Source organism: Novosphingobium cyanobacteriorum (genome assembly GCF_029436685.1).
In the GTDB taxonomy this organism is placed as follows: domain Bacteria; phylum Pseudomonadota; class Alphaproteobacteria; order Sphingomonadales; family Sphingomonadaceae; genus Novosphingobium; species Novosphingobium cyanobacteriorum.
Genome location: NZ_JAROCY010000040.1, coordinates 1 through 14,005, shown reverse-complemented (window position 1 = coordinate 14,005; position 14,005 = coordinate 1). Strand labels below are relative to the sequence as shown.

General features: G+C 62.2%; 10 protein-coding genes and 2 pseudogenes. 7 read left to right on the top strand and 5 right to left on the bottom strand.

Going from position 1 to position 14,005, the window contains the following annotated elements; translation table 11 throughout:
* Positions 1 to 242: 242 nt before the first annotated feature.
* On the top strand, positions 243 to 1,673 hold the full coding sequence (locus POM99_RS21400) for an amidase (RefSeq protein ID WP_277280754.1): 1,431 nt from the start codon (positions 243 to 245) through the stop codon (positions 1,671 to 1,673).
* A gap of 70 nt (positions 1,674 to 1,743) precedes the next feature.
* Here the strand turns inward: POM99_RS21400 and POM99_RS21395 are convergent, their stop codons facing one another.
* Entirely contained in the window at positions 1,744 to 2,733 is a 990-nt protein-coding gene (locus POM99_RS21395; RefSeq protein WP_277280752.1) for a xanthine dehydrogenase family protein molybdopterin-binding subunit, read from the bottom strand.
* Positions 2,734 to 3,016: 283 nt separating this feature from the next.
* Here POM99_RS21395 and POM99_RS21390 point away from each other — a divergent pair, with 283 nt between their 5' ends.
* Genes POM99_RS21390 through POM99_RS21375 form a run of 4 tightly spaced genes read left to right on the top strand, consistent with a single transcriptional unit; the run spans position 3,017 to position 8,982 of the window.
* Positions 3,017 to 6,436 carry a response regulator gene (locus POM99_RS21390; protein ID WP_277280750.1) on the top strand — a complete coding sequence of 1,140 codons (3,420 nt, stop codon included), beginning with the start codon at positions 3,017 to 3,019 and terminating at the stop codon, positions 6,434 to 6,436.
* A 7-nt stretch (positions 6,437 to 6,443) separates the two neighbouring features.
* Positions 6,444 to 7,271: a CheR family methyltransferase gene (locus tag POM99_RS21385; protein ID WP_277280748.1), complete on the top strand. Its 828-nt coding sequence runs from the start codon at positions 6,444 to 6,446 to the stop codon at positions 7,269 to 7,271.
* Positions 7,268 to 7,843, top strand: a complete 576-nt coding sequence (locus POM99_RS21380) for a chemotaxis protein CheB (RefSeq protein WP_277280746.1) — start codon at positions 7,268 to 7,270, stop codon at positions 7,841 to 7,843. The genes POM99_RS21385 and POM99_RS21380 overlap by 4 nt, the downstream gene beginning before the upstream one ends.
* Positions 7,840 to 8,982 (top strand): hybrid sensor histidine kinase/response regulator, encoded by a 1,143-nt coding sequence (locus tag POM99_RS21375; protein ID WP_277280744.1) that lies wholly within the window; start codon positions 7,840 to 7,842, stop codon positions 8,980 to 8,982. Before POM99_RS21380 ends, POM99_RS21375 begins: the two co-directional genes overlap by 4 nt.
* Positions 8,983 to 9,076: 94 nt before the next feature.
* Here POM99_RS21375 and POM99_RS21370 read toward each other — a convergent pair whose 3' ends face one another.
* From POM99_RS21370 to POM99_RS21355, 4 genes and pseudogenes are all read right to left on the bottom strand, one after another.
* A complete protein-coding gene (locus tag POM99_RS21370) occupies positions 9,077 to 9,784 on the bottom strand; it encodes an IS6 family transposase (protein ID WP_277280743.1) in 708 nt (235 codons plus the stop codon).
* Positions 9,785 to 10,004: 220 nt separating this feature from the next.
* Complete coding sequence (locus POM99_RS21365) at positions 10,005 to 10,895, bottom strand: alpha/beta hydrolase (protein ID WP_277280741.1); 891 nt, start codon at positions 10,893 to 10,895, stop codon at positions 10,005 to 10,007.
* A 131-nt stretch (positions 10,896 to 11,026) separates the two neighbouring features.
* Positions 11,027 to 11,401 (bottom strand): annotated as a pseudogene (locus POM99_RS21360) (ATP-binding protein); the annotation flags it as partial.
* Positions 11,385 to 11,813: pseudogene (locus POM99_RS21355) on the bottom strand (IS21 family transposase); the annotation flags it as partial. The pseudogenes POM99_RS21355 and POM99_RS21360, both read right to left, overlap by 17 nt.
* A gap of 605 nt (positions 11,814 to 12,418) precedes the next feature.
* Here POM99_RS21355 and POM99_RS21350 point away from each other — a divergent pair.
* A complete protein-coding gene (locus POM99_RS21350) occupies positions 12,419 to 13,618 on the top strand; it encodes a hypothetical protein (RefSeq protein ID WP_277280739.1) in 1,200 nt (399 codons plus the stop codon).
* Positions 13,619 to 13,721: 103 nt separating this feature from the next.
* A partial coding sequence (locus tag POM99_RS21345; RefSeq protein WP_277280737.1) for a hypothetical protein occupies positions 13,722 to 14,005 on the top strand: 284 nt, incomplete at its 3' end.

The following is a 14,005-nucleotide window of genomic DNA, read 5'->3' as shown; positions in this document are numbered from 1 at the left end:
TTGATCCACCCGACTTCGGCCGTTTGCGCGACGACAGACACCGCTCGGGGCGAAAAACGCTTGCCCAGCGAGCAAAATCAGGCGATCTTGAAGTCAAGCGGCAGGCCACTTGGGGAATGTCGGATCCAGAAGCTCTACACAAAGATCTGGACCGATGTGCTGAAGTAAGCGCGCCGAACGCCCCATGATCGGACGGTCGCGGCTGCGCGGCCGTCTTTTCGTCGTTTTCAAAAGGATGTTTCATGACTCTGTCCGATTATTGCCGCCACGATGCAACCGGCCTTGCCGATCTGGTCCGGCGCAAGGAAATTTCGCCCCGCGAACTGACCGCCCTTGCCCGCGCCGCCCATGAGAAGGTCGATCCGGCGATCAATGCCGTCGTCGAATTCTATGCCGACGCGGAAGACGTGACCGGGCCGAAGGAGGGCGCCTTTGCCGGCGTGCCTTTCCTGCGCAAGGATGTCGGGGCGAAGGAGGCGGGCCGGCTGCAGGAATATGGCAGCCGGCTGATGCAGGGCAATGTCGCGACCGAGGACAGCTATTACACCACCCGCGCCAAGGCCGCCGGCCTGCATTATGTCGGGCGCAGCGCCGTGCCGGAATTCGCCTTTGCCGGTTTTACCGAAACCCTGCTCGAAGGCATCACCTGCAATCCCTGGCATCCCGAACGCTCGGCCGGCGGCTCGTCCGGCGGCGCGGCGGCGGCGGTTGCCGCCGGCGTCGTGCCGATGGCGCATGCGTCGGACGGTGGCGGCTCGATCCGCATTCCAGCCGGCTGGTGCGGCCTGGTCGGGCTCAATCCGTCGCGCGGCCGCGTTTCCGGCGGGCCGGATCATCAGGATTCACTGTTTGGCCTCGCACGCGAATTCGTCGTCTGCCGCACGGTGCGCGACATGGCGGCGGCGCTCGATGTGTTCTCCGGGCCGGAGCCGGGCGATCCCTTCATTATTGCCCAGCCCGAGCGGCCCTATCGCGACGAATTGCAGCGCCCGACCGGCAAATTGCGCATCGGCATCGCCCGCACGGCCTGGGGCCGGGTGCCGATTGCGCCGGATGTGCTCGCCGTTCTCGACGAGACGGCAAAATTGCTGGCCGACATGGGTCACGAGATCGAGGAGATCGCCTCGCCGGTCAATCCGGAGGATATCATGGTCGGGGTCATGGGCGGCTTCAATCTCGGCCTTGCCGAAATGCCGGCGCTGGCAAAGATGCTCGGCCGGCCGCTCGATGCCACGACGATGGAGCCGGTGCTCTTGAAACTGACCGAGCAGACCCTGGCCATGTCGCCGGCCGAGATCGTCAATATTTTCGAGGTGATGCGCCGCATCCGCCATGCGGTGGCGATTGCCACGGCGCGATACGACATCCTGCTGACCCCGACGACGCCGGTGACGGCGCCGCCGCACGGCCTCTTCTCGACGACGCGCGAAGACCTGACGGCCGCCGATTTTTCCGAAGGCGATACAACGCTGTTCACCTTCCTCGGCACCTTCAACGCTACCGGCCAGCCCTCCGTCAGCCTGCCGCTCGGCATGAGCGCGGAGGGCATGCCGGTCGGCATCCAGGTCGTCGGCCGCTTCGCCGACGAGGCGACTTTGGTGCGCCTCGCCCGCGACCTCGAGGAAGCCCGCCCCTGGTTCGACCGCCTGCCGCCGATCCACGCCAGCCGGTGAAGATATCGGGGAGGGCATTGTCTTTGACCCCTTCTCCCCACACGGGGAGAAGGGTTTTGCGGACATCGCGTTATCCCAGCGCCGGCAGGAGTTCCTCGATACGAACGGGGAAACGCCGCACCCGCACGCCGGTCGCATGCCAGATGGCATTGGCGATGGCGCCAACGGTGCCGGTGATGCCGATTTCGCCGACGCCCTTGACGCCGATCGGATTGACGAAGGCATCCTCTTCCGGCACCAGGATCGCCTCCAGCGACGGGACGTCGGCATTGACGGGCACATGGTATTCGGCGAGATCCGCATTCATGATCCGACCGGTGCGACGGTCGGTCACCGCCTCCTCATGCAGCGCGAAGGAGGCACCCCAGATCATGCCGCCGTAATACTGGCTGCGCACCGTCAGCGGATTGATGATCCGCCCGGCGGCGAAGGCGCCGACGAGGCGCGTCGCGCGTATCTGCCCGAGATCGGGATCGATGGTCACCTCGGCAAACACCGCACCATGCGAATACATGGCATATGCGGCGGCGGCGGCCGGATCGCGCGCCGTCTTCGCCGTGCCGACCACCTCGCGCATTCCGGCGCGGGCGAGGATTGCGGCATAGGTTTCGCTGCGCCCTTCGTCGTCGCGACGATGCAGGCGGCCGTTTCGGGCGGCGATGCCGATATTGCCGGCGCCGTAAAGCGGCGATTCCGGATCGTTGACCGCCAATGCCGTCAGCGTGGCGATGGCGTCATGCCCCGCCTCGTGCAGCGCCTGGCCGGCGCTGGCGGTATGGCCGGAGCCGCCGGCAATGCCGCCATCCGGCAGGGTGGAAATGCCGGACCGGAATTCGACCTGGGCCGGATCGAGGCCGAGCGCTTCCGCCCCGATCTGGGCCAGCGCCGTCCAGGCACCCTGGCCCATATCGGCGCCGGCGGTCTCGATCAGGGCGCTGCCGTCGGCGCGCAAAGTCGCTCGTGCCGAGGCCGGGAAATGCGGGACAAAAGTGGAAATGCGGCGCAATGTTCGAGCCGCGCGCGTTTCATTTCCGATCGTGCCGATGGATCGTGCGTGCATCCGGGGCCAGCATCCACATTAGCCCATGCCGACACCGGCAATTGCCGAATCTGCGTGCCTCCTTGGCAATGCAATCCACGAACAATCGCATCGCGATCGTTTGGCGCGGCAGATCGGGAACCTTGCGCAAGCCTGAGCGTATTGGCGCCGGTTTGGCATGCATCCCTGCAGAAGGGTGGCAGCCTTGCCCGCAGTTTGCCAGCTTGCGAGGGGGCTACAATTACCGAAATCGGTTGCTTTGGTGCCAGTCACTCGACACTCGCAATACTCCGTGGATGCGTCGATGCGCGCGCCTGAGACGATGCGGGTGCGCTTGTGGTCGTCTTTGGGACTTCTTGCCGGCCTGGCGTTCTTTGCGGTCAGCAGCTTCATCTCCTATGCCAACATTCAATCGGTTCGTGATGCCGATGCGGCAGTGCGCGCAACGCATTCCATGCTGGTTGCGCTCGATCGCCTGTTTTCGACGGTGCAGGATGCCGAAACGGGCCAGCGCGGCTATGTGCTGACTGGCAAGGACAGCTACCTCCAACCTTACCGCCAGGCGGTGACCGGCGTGGGCGAGCGGCTGGAAGGTGTGCGCACGCTGACCGTGGATGATCCGGTGCAGGCCAACAACCTGGCCGACCTGCGCCCGCATGTGGAAGCAAAGCTGGCCGAACTGGCACAGACCGTGGAACTGCGCCGGACGCAGGGTTTCGCCCCGGCACTGGCCGCCGTTTCCACCGATGCCGGGCAGCAGGAGATGCAGGCCATCCGCCGGCAGATCGATGTGATGAAATCCGAGGAAGCGCGCCAGCGAGTGCTGCGGCTGGAAGAGATGGCGGCAGCATCGCGCGGAGCGGTGACCAGCAGCGTGATCGCCGGCCTGATCGGCGCAGGCCTGACCATCGCGATCTTCCTGCTGGTGCAGCGCAACGCCGCGATCAAGGCGCGACAGGATTGGCTGCGGGCGGGGCAACTGGGGCTGGCCGAGGCGGTTCGTGGTGACAAGGGCGTGGAGCAGATCGGCGAGGACGCGCTGACGTTCCTGTCAGGCTATCTCGGTTTTCAGGGCGCGGCCCTGTTCAAGGGCGATGGCGGCGTCTTCAAGCGGGTCGCTACGCTGGGCGTGCCCGGCGACGGCGATATGCCCGGAAGTTTCACCGTGGGTGACGGACTGCTGGGCCGCGTGGCCAGGCAGGGAGAGCCCTTGGTGATCGAGGACGTACCCGAGACCTATCTCACAATCGGATCGGCCTTTGGACGGGCGCAGCCGCGCCATCTGGTGATCGCGCCGACGACGGCGGACGGGCTGGTCAACGGAGTCATCGAACTCGGCTTCTTTGATGCGGTCCCTGCCCGCGCGCTGGAACTGCTGGCCGAGGTGGCAGACAGCCTGGGCATCGCGCTGCGCTCCGCGCGTTTCCGAACCCGGTTGCAGGATGCGCTGGAGGAAACGCAGCGACAGAAGGCGGAGCTGCAGGCGCAGAGCGAGGAACTGCGCGTCTCGAACGAAGAGCTGGAAGAACAGGGCCGCGCACTGAAGGAATCGCAGGCCCGGCTGGAACAGCAACAGGTGGAGCTGGAGCAGACCAACAGCGAGCTGGAGGAACAGGCGCAGACGCTGGAAATGCAGCGCGGCAAGCTGGAGCAATCGGCGGTCTCGCTTGAACGGAAGGCGCAGGAACTGGCGCAGGCGAGCCAGTACAAGTCAGACTTCCTCGCCAACATGAGCCACGAGCTGCGCACACCGCTCAATTCGCTGCTGATCCTGTCGAAGCTGCTGGGCGACAACCCGGACGGCAACCTTTCACCCGACCAGGTGAAGTTCGCGCGCACCATCGAATCCTCGGGCAACGACCTGCTCACGCTGATCAACGACATTCTCGACCTGTCGAAGATCGAGGCCGGCCACGTGAAGATCCAGTCCGAACCGCTGACGCTCCAGCGCCTGATGGGCGATCTGCGGCAGATCTTCGCCCCAGTGGCCGAACAGCGCGGGCTTGGGTTCGAAATGGTGATCCAGCCGGGTACGCCCGACTGCATAGAGACGGACCGCATGCGCATCGAACAGGTGCTGCGCAACCTGCTGTCCAACGCGTTCAAGTTTACCGAGCACGGCGTGGTGAGACTGGAAATTACGCCAGCAAGCGAAGGCCGGCTGGCGTTTGCGGTAAGCGACACCGGCATCGGCATTTCGCCCGAACAGCAGGAAACGATCTTCGGCGCGTTCCAGCAAGCTGATGGCGCGATCAGCCGCAAGTATGGCGGCACGGGGCTCGGCCTGTCCATATCGCGCGAACTGGCGCGGCTGCTCGGCGGCACGATCGGACTGGCGAGCACCCTGGGTGAAGGCAGCACGTTCACGCTGACAGTGCCCGAGATCTATGATGCCGCGGCAGTTGGCCCGATTTCGGCCCCGGCACTTGCGCCGCGCGCTGCCGAAGCCCTGCCCATGCCGCAGGAGGCCCCTCGCCTCGCCCTGCGCCACATTGCGGCGGCTGTCGCAGACGATCGCGACATGCTCGACCGCACCCGGCGCCTGTTGCTGGTGGTGGAAGACGATGCGCCCTTCGCCCAGATCGTCTGCGATCTTTCGCACGAGATGGACTTCCAGTGCATCATCGCCAGCAGTGCCGAGGAAGCCATCCACCTGGCAGGCGAGCACCGGCCCAGCGCCATCGTGCTGGACCTTGGCCTGCCCGACCAATCCGGGCTGACCGTGCTCGATCGGCTGAAGCACGATGACCAGACCCGCCACATCCCGATCCACGTGATATCGGCCAGCGACCATGCGCAGACCGCGCTGGCGCTGGGTGCGGTCGGCTATCACGTCAAGCCGATCCGCCGCGATGACCTGGCCGAAGTGCTCGGGCGGCTGCAGGACCAGCTGGCCACGCGGATGCGCCGCGTGCTGATCGTGGAGGACGATCCGGTGCAGCGCGACGCGGTCAGCCGCTTGCTGCTGACCGGCGATGTCGAGACGGTGGGCGCCGGCACTGCCGCCGAATGCCTTGAGCAGCTGGACAAGCAGACTTTCGACTGCATGGTGCTTGACCTGACGCTGCCCGACAGTTCTGGCATGGACCTGCTCGAAACGCTCAGCCGCAACGAGGAAAAAAGCTTCCCGCCGGTGATCGTCTATACCGGGCGCGAACTGTCGGCAGACGAAGAGCAGCGCCTGCGGCGCTTTTCCAGCTCGATCATCATCAAGGGCGCCAAGTCGCCCGAGCGACTGCTCGACGAGGTGACCCTGTTCCTGCACCAGGTCGTGGCCGATCTGCCGGCAGAGCAGCAACGCATGCTGCAGAAGGCCCGCTTCCGCGATGCCGCGCTGGAAGGCCGGCGTATCCTGATCGTGGAGGACGATGTCCGCAATGTCTATTCGCTGACCAGCGTGCTGGAACCGCGCGGCGCGAAGATCGCAATCGCGCGCAATGGACGCGAGGCGATCGACGCGCTTGACGCCAGCGCCGGCAATCCCGCCGAGGCGGTCGACCTCGTGCTGATGGACGTGATGATGCCGGTGATGGACGGACTTTCCGCCGCCCGCGAAATCCGCCGCGATCCGCGCTGGAAGGACCTGCCGATCGTGATGCTCACGGCCAAGGCGATGCCCGATGACCAGGAAAAATGCCTGGCCGCCGGGGCGAACGACTACATGGCCAAGCCGATCGACGTCGACAAGCTGCTCAGCCTTGTCCGCGTGTGGATGCCGCGGTGATCACATGATGGCGGGTGACAACATCGAGGATATCGAGATCCAGCTGTTTCTCGAGGCGCTGCATCGGCGCTATCACTATGACTTCCGCAAGTATGCCCAGGCATCGATCAAGCGGCGGCTGGTGCAGGCGCGCACGCAGCTGGGGTACACCAGCCTTTCGGCGATGCAGGAGGCGGTGCTGCATGATGAAACCGTTCTGCCGCGCTTGCTCAACTACCTGACCGTGCAGGTCAGCGAGATGTTCCGCGATCCCTCCTATTTCCGTGCCCTGCGGGAAAAGGTGCTGCCGCATCTCGCCACCTATCCCTCGCTGAAGGTCTGGGTGGCCGGGTGCAGCCGGGGGGAGGAACTCTACTCGCTGGCGATCCTGTTCCGCGAGGAGGGGCTGTATGACCGCACGCTGTTCTATGCCACCGACATCAACCCCGATGCGCTCGATGCGGCCGAACGGGCGGTCTACCCGCTCGACCTGATCCGCACCTATACCGAAAACCACCAGAAGTCCGGCGGGCGTTCCTCGCTTTCGGATTACTATCGTGCCGCGCACGGCGGGGCGATCTTCGACAAGACGCTGCGCGAACGCGTGGTGTTTTCCGATCACAGCCTGGTCACGGATTCGGTCTTCGGCGAGATGCAGCTCGTTTCGTGCCGCAACGTGCTGATCTATTTCGATCGCGATCTTCAGGACCGGGCGATCGGGCTGTTCCGGGATTCGCTGGCGCGCAAGGGCTTCCTCGGCCTCGGGTCGAAGGAAAGCCTGCGCTTCACCCGCCACGCCGCATCGTTTGCACCCTTCGTGCCGGCGGAGAAGATTTACCAGAGGGCAGAGGCATGAACGATGGCGGAATCACCGCGGTGGCCATCGGCGCTTCGGCCGGAGCGGTCCAGGCGCTGCTGCACATCCTGCCGCCGCTGCCCGCCAGCCTGCCGGTGCCGGTGCTGATCGTGGTCCACGTGCCGGCCGATCGCGGCAACGCGCTGGTCTCGCTGTTCGAAGCGCGCTGCGACATCGTGGTCAAGGAGGCGGAGGACAAGGAACCGGCCGCCCCCGGCACCGTCTACTTCGCTCCTTCTGACTATCACCTGCTGGTGGAACGGGATGGCACCCTTGCCCTTTCGGCCGACGAGCCGGTCAACTACAGCCGCCCGGCGATCGACGTGCTGCTTGAAAGCGCCGCCGACGCGTTTGGCGGGGGACTGGTCGGCATAGTCCTGACCGGCGCCAACCACGATGGCGCCGAAGGCCTGCGCGCGGTGGCGGCGGCGGGCGGGATCGCCATCGTTCAGGACCCGGCCAGCGCCATGTCTGGCGCCATGCCCGCCGCCGCGCTGGCCCGCTGCCCCGATGCGCGCGTTGAGACGCTGGACGGGATCACCGCCTTCCTGGTCAACCTGGTGCCGGCATGACCGCCGAACCGATCCATTGCCTGTTGGTGGACGACCTGCCCGAGAACCTGCTGGCGCTGGAAGCCCTGCTCCAGCGCAAGGGGTTGGTCTGCCACAAGGCGACCAGTGGCGAGGAAGCGCTAGAACTGCTGCTTGTGCAGGACATGGCGCTGGCGCTGCTCGACGTGCAGATGCCCGGCATGGACGGGTTCCAATTGGCCGAGTTCATGCGCGGGGCCGAACGCACCCGCCATATCCCGATCATCTTCCTGACCGCGGGCAGCGCCGACCATCAGCGCCGCTTCCGCGGCTATGAGGCGGGCGCGGTCGATTTCCTGCAGAAGCCGATCGAGGCGGACATCCTGCGGTCCAAGGCCGCGGTGTTCTTCGATCTTTACGCCCAGCGCCGGCGGATCATCCGCCAGCGCGACGAGCTCGATACGCTCACCGCAGCGCTGAAATCCGCAGACCAGCACAAGAACCGCTTTCTCGCCATCCTCGGCCATGAACTGCGCAATCCGGTGGCGGCGCTGAACGCTGGCCTTAACCTGCTGGACAGGCGCAGCGAAGGGCCGGCCGGTGCTGTCGTCCGCGGGCAGATGCAGCGAAGCCTCAATCACCTGACGCGGCTGGTGGAAGACCTGCTGAACATCGCCCGCATCAACGAGGGCAAGATATCGCTGTCGAAGAAACCCTTCGTGCTGCAGGACGCCCTTGGATACGCGATGGAGTCCTGCCAGGGTGTACTAGAAGCGGATGGCCACACGCTCGTGGCCGAAATCGCGCCAGAGCCGATCTGGCTTTTTGGCGATGAAGTGCGGATCGCCCAAGCCGTGATCAATCTCATCACCAACGCCGCCAAATATACGCCGGATCCGGGAACGATCCACCTTTCCGCCAGCCGCACGAACGATACGGCATGGATCGAAATCACCGACACTGGCATTGGTATCCCGCCCGAGGCGCAGGACGGCATCTTCGAACTGTTCGCACAGATCGATGGCACTTCCCGCGCCGCCCGCGATGGTCTGGGCATTGGCCTCGCGCTCGTGCGACAGCTTGTCGGGCTCCACTCCGGCGATGTTATCCTGGTCCAAAGCGCGCCGGGCGCTGGCAGCACCTTCCGCATTGAACTTCCACTCGCCCCACCCGACGCCTGATAAGTCCTGATCCGGCGCCTTCAGTCCACTCTTGCTGTCCGTCCAAAGCGAACCGCTCTCCACTTGGCGGAGTTGCCGCTACAGCATCGAAACTTCAGGCCACAAGCGACTGCCACTCGACCAGCGCGGCCGAGCGACGAAGCTTGAAGGTTTGTCGGTCGACGAGGTGGCGTTCCTGCGAGAAGTGATTGTGGATGGAGGCATGGACCGAGGCGAATTTCTGCAGCGACTTCATCTGCCGAAACCGCAGCATTGCACGCTCTCTTCGTCGAAACGGCAGGTGTGAGTTTTCCGCACGGTTGTTCAGATACCTGCCGACCTCGCGCCGCCCCTCATTTCCCAGTTCCCGCATCGCTGCGGGATAGGAACGCAGCCCGTCGGTGACAATGGCCTCAGCCTTTCCGTGTCGCTTCAACGCCTTCTTCATGAAGGTCAAAGCTGCGAATTTGTCCCGTTTCCTGGTAACAAAGCTTTCCAGCACCTCGCCTTCATGGTCGACAGCACGCCAGAGATAAACCATCTCGCCATTCAGTTTGACGTACATCTCATCGAGGTGCCATCGCCAATGCCTGAAGCCCGCCATCCGGTTAACCCGCTGCCTGCGGATATCGGCAGCAAACATCGGCCCGAACCTGTTCCACCACAACCGCACCGTCTCATGGCAGATGTCGATCCCTCGCTCGAACAGAAGGTCTTCCACGTTCCGCAACGACAACGGGAATCGCACATACATCAGCACCGCGAGGCGGATAATCTCGGGGGACGAGTTGAAGTAGCGGAACGGGTTGACTGACCGGGTCATCCGCGCCAGCTAGCACGACCCTGCCCCGCCTGCCAGTTTGCTTTGACAGGACCCGACCACGCTCAACCAAGTTTCCCATGCAATACTTTGCCCTCCGAACTCTCAGGACACCTTAAGAGTCATCAGGGTGCGACTGCAACCGCAGGATAGAAAAATGCAAGGAATTTCAAAAAAACGAAAAATATCAATCAATGAAAGTAAAGCTGTATGAAATTTGCGATCATACCGCTTCAGGAAGTAAAGTATGGCATTCCGAGAAAAAAGCCAGAGCTCGCAGATGGTAAGCAAGGCCCACATGGTGGATGCTGATATTATGACCTGATTGCTTTTGCCAAAATGTTGCCAGGTGTGGACATTCTGGTAAGTTGGAAGCCACAAAGTTCAGCATGTCCTTCCCGCCCGTACTTGATCTCTCATGCTCTGCAATCGTCCATTGCACCGGGACACGGACGTCGCGCATCAGGGGAGGGAGAACATCCGGCGCGTTTGCGGCATTCCGGACCTCCGCCAGTGGAGCAACGTTCTTGCCATCGACCAAAGCCGCCAAAGCAGGGTCAAAGCTGTCGTCGGGGCCGTAGAACATCTCACGCAATCTTTCCGGTGAGGGTGGTGCCGACGTGCCGATGCTCCCCGCATCTCCTTCGAGGGACAAAGCCAGTTGCTTCCGCATATCGGGGGGATAGTGTAGCGGGACGCCGGACACATCTATCCCGCTCAGCCGGGCGCCACGATCGTCGGCCGCCATCATGACGGCCAATATTCCGCCCATGGAATGACCGACGAGGTAGACTGGCCGGTCGTCGTTTATGCTGTCCAGCAAAGCGAAAAGGATGTCGGCCTGCTGCTCCAGCGTGAAGCCACCGGGCGAGACGCCGGACGATGCTCCGTAACCGGGGCGGTCCAGCGCCAGCACGTCAAAGCCGAGCCCGGCCCCCAGCCGCAACAGCGATCCGTCATACTGGTCGCCCACATGCCAGTAATTCGCGTCATATCCCCCCCCGTGAAGGGCGATGACAAGGGTGTCGGCATGCTTGTCCCCCATCCGCAGGCCGGACAGGGAAATATCCCCGACTTTCAGGGTGACTGGCTTGGGCGACATGTTGCGTGACATGCTCAATCTGTACTCCGTGTGTTGAGTAGCGCTGAGAATTGACCCAAGAGGGGCAGAAATTATCACTGAGAATTGACCCGGGTGGGTGTTGGATAAGTGCAGCCCACGAGGGGCGTGGTCAAGAGTTGGGTTTATCCCTTTCTTGATTTGGGTGCGGCGGAGCTGGCCCTGAAGCGGAAGCTGTCATTGCCTGTTTCGAGGATGTGGCAATGATGGGTGAGGCGATCGAGCAAGGCTGTGGTCATCTTGGCATCGCCGAAGACGCCGGACCATTCGCTGAAGCTGAGGTTGGCTGTAATCACGACACTGGTGCGCTCGTAGAGTTTGCTGAGCAGATGGAACAGCAGGGCGCCACCTGACGGGCTGAACGGCAGATATCCCAGTTCATCCAGGATGACGAGATCGAGCTTGAGCAGCCGCTCGGCAATCTGGCCAGCCCTGTTGGCCGCCTTTTCCTGTTCAAGCGCATTGACCAGATCGACAGTGGCAAAGAACCGCACAGTCCTCGCTCCAGTCGAACTGGAAGGCCTCACCGGGCTGGAATACCAGCGGGACGAATGTCCCGCGTCCGCTGGTCTGCTGTTCATATTGGCGACTGCGCTTCCAGTCCCGCGCAAACGCCGCCACTCGAGTATACGAACCGTCAAAGCCGAGTGCGACGAGATCGGCGTAAAGCTGCTTGGCTGTCCGCTTCTGTTTGCGCGACTTGCCAGCCTCCACCCGCAGCCACCCCGTCAACTGCTCAGCAAAGGGGGCCAGCTTGCTTGGTCTATCAGGAACCTGGAATACCGGCTCCACCGCGTCGGCGCGAAGATATCTGCGGATCGTGTTGCGCGATAATCCCGTTCGCCGCTTGATCTCGCGAATGGGTATGCCTTGCCGAAAGTGCCAGCGGCGGATCACACTGAGTAAGTCCATGTCGATCACTCCGATGCCTCCCGACTGTCAGCCGGGGGCGAGGAAAGCATGGGTCAATTCTCAGTGATAATTTCTGCCCCTCTTGGGGCAATTCTCAGCGCTACTCAACAGGCTTTCCTCAGTTGACGGCTGGCTATCACTTGCAACATCCGCTTTCCATCGCAATTTTGGTCGCAGTCGGCTACCTCTCGAAGGCGGTAAGTCGCAAATCAAATCTGACGGGCGGAAATGCCCAGTTTTCCAGCGTTTCAGTCATATCCAAATCACAAGTCATTTTTGACTGAGAAGCTGCCACCTCTCGAAACCCGCACCACTCCGCCATTTCCAGCCGCGATTTGTCGCGTACGGTGTGCGCGAAGTTGTTCCCTATTTGGACCGATGTGATCGACCACTTCCCCGCCCGATTACCGATGACAAAGGCCTTGGTTTCACGTGGATTTTGTAGCCGATCCGGCGCGTGATGGATAGGCCGCGTGAGTTCGAAAACTCGGACAGAATTGACCTATTTGTAGCAGATAGCCATCAAGACTGTGCAATTCGCCGAACCTCGTGCCGGTGGAAGAAATGCAAACTTTGGGAACCCATTCGAGGCTATGAACCGATCGTTGGCAATCGACATCAAGAAGGGCACTTGGCCGCGCAAGGGATCGTTGCCAACGTTTCCGAGCACCTTCCATAGCGGTGTTCAGACCGTTGATATTCATGTGCCATCAGCACTGCTGATGATCGGATTCTTGACGACGCCCATAGCTACAACTGGGGTGTCATTGAGCGAATTCTGGGCTTGGGTGCGTTATCTCGCGGCAATCTCAGCAGACCCTGATTTGCGACTGACGCAGAGCTTCGCGGATCTGGACGCTCACCAGAAGACAATCCTCAGTGACGATTTCGGGATGGGCCTTCCAATGCTCTGGCTCAACGACAAACTGCAGTTCGATAGGATTGTCGACGGTCGATATTTCATGCAACGTTTTGCTGCATCAACGGGCGCTACGCAGCATCGCGCGGCCAAGCGCGGCCCGAACAAAACGCCGGATTTCGTTGCCCGTGATTTGTCCGGCGTCTGGCATGTAGTGGAGTGCAAGGGAACGCAATCGGGCGTTGGGTACAGTAGCAATCAACTCGGAGGAAAAGGGCCACCGCCAGTCGGCGGAGTGGCGCAAAAGCTGTCGATAATCTTCCCGCCAGGGCATACCGGCCAGCGTCTTGTATGCGGCTTGTCAATCGGAGTTGATGGCCGCGAAAAGAGCAAGCTGACGATCATTGATCCGGAGCCTGACGAGCCTTTGACCGTACGGTCGGATCAGATCAGTAACGCAGACGATGCAGCTACACGAGGGATGATCGCAAAGGCATTGAGACTGGCGGGATTCGAGGCAACAGCAGAAGTAACCGCAGCGCCGTTGGGCTTTTCAGTCACCGCCGTCCGACGAAAAACAAAGAAGGCCGAGAAACGACGGGAGGCTATCGTAGCAGAGCGAGATGCGCGTGCGCGTGCTGAACTTGGGCAGGCAGAGGCGCTGCGGACAAAGTTCGACGACGGTTATCTGGGCCGTGAGCTCAACATCGACTTGCCAAGGCCTCTCCCCCTCGGCTCGAAGCCCGTCAGCCGGGTCGTAGTTCGCCAAGGTGTGAAGCAAGATGCAATTTCTGAACTGCGTGAGCAGCCAACGGTTGCGGAGCCGACATATGACGACTCCGCCCGATGGCTTAAGGAGGTTGGACCGATAGAAATCCAGAAGGACGGTCAGTTTTCAAGCTTCACCATCGGCGGATTTTTTCGTTCAGAATTGATGCTTGAATAGTCCAGCGAGCCACCGCATAGCTTATTGCATCAGTTGTATTTTTCCGTCGCCTTGAGGAGCTTCCTCAATTGCGGATTTGCCTGCCAGGGGAAGCAAGGCCGAAATGATAATATCGAGACAAGCCTATTTGCTCGCCACCCTCATTGTCTTGGCGGGGTGTAGCGATTCGGGGGCGCAAGCTGCCGATGCCGAACGTGGCGGGACGGATGCACCTACCGCTTCCGATGTGATGTTGCCAACGGATGCGACCGAGAGGGTGCTATTTGAGCAACTGAGTTGCCGTCACCCAGCTCAGGCAGGGGTCGTCATTTCCGCGATGCTACACAGTCACACGGTCGCCAATACGAATGACGGTGGTGACGGCATCCGCCTTTTCGTCCCCGTCAA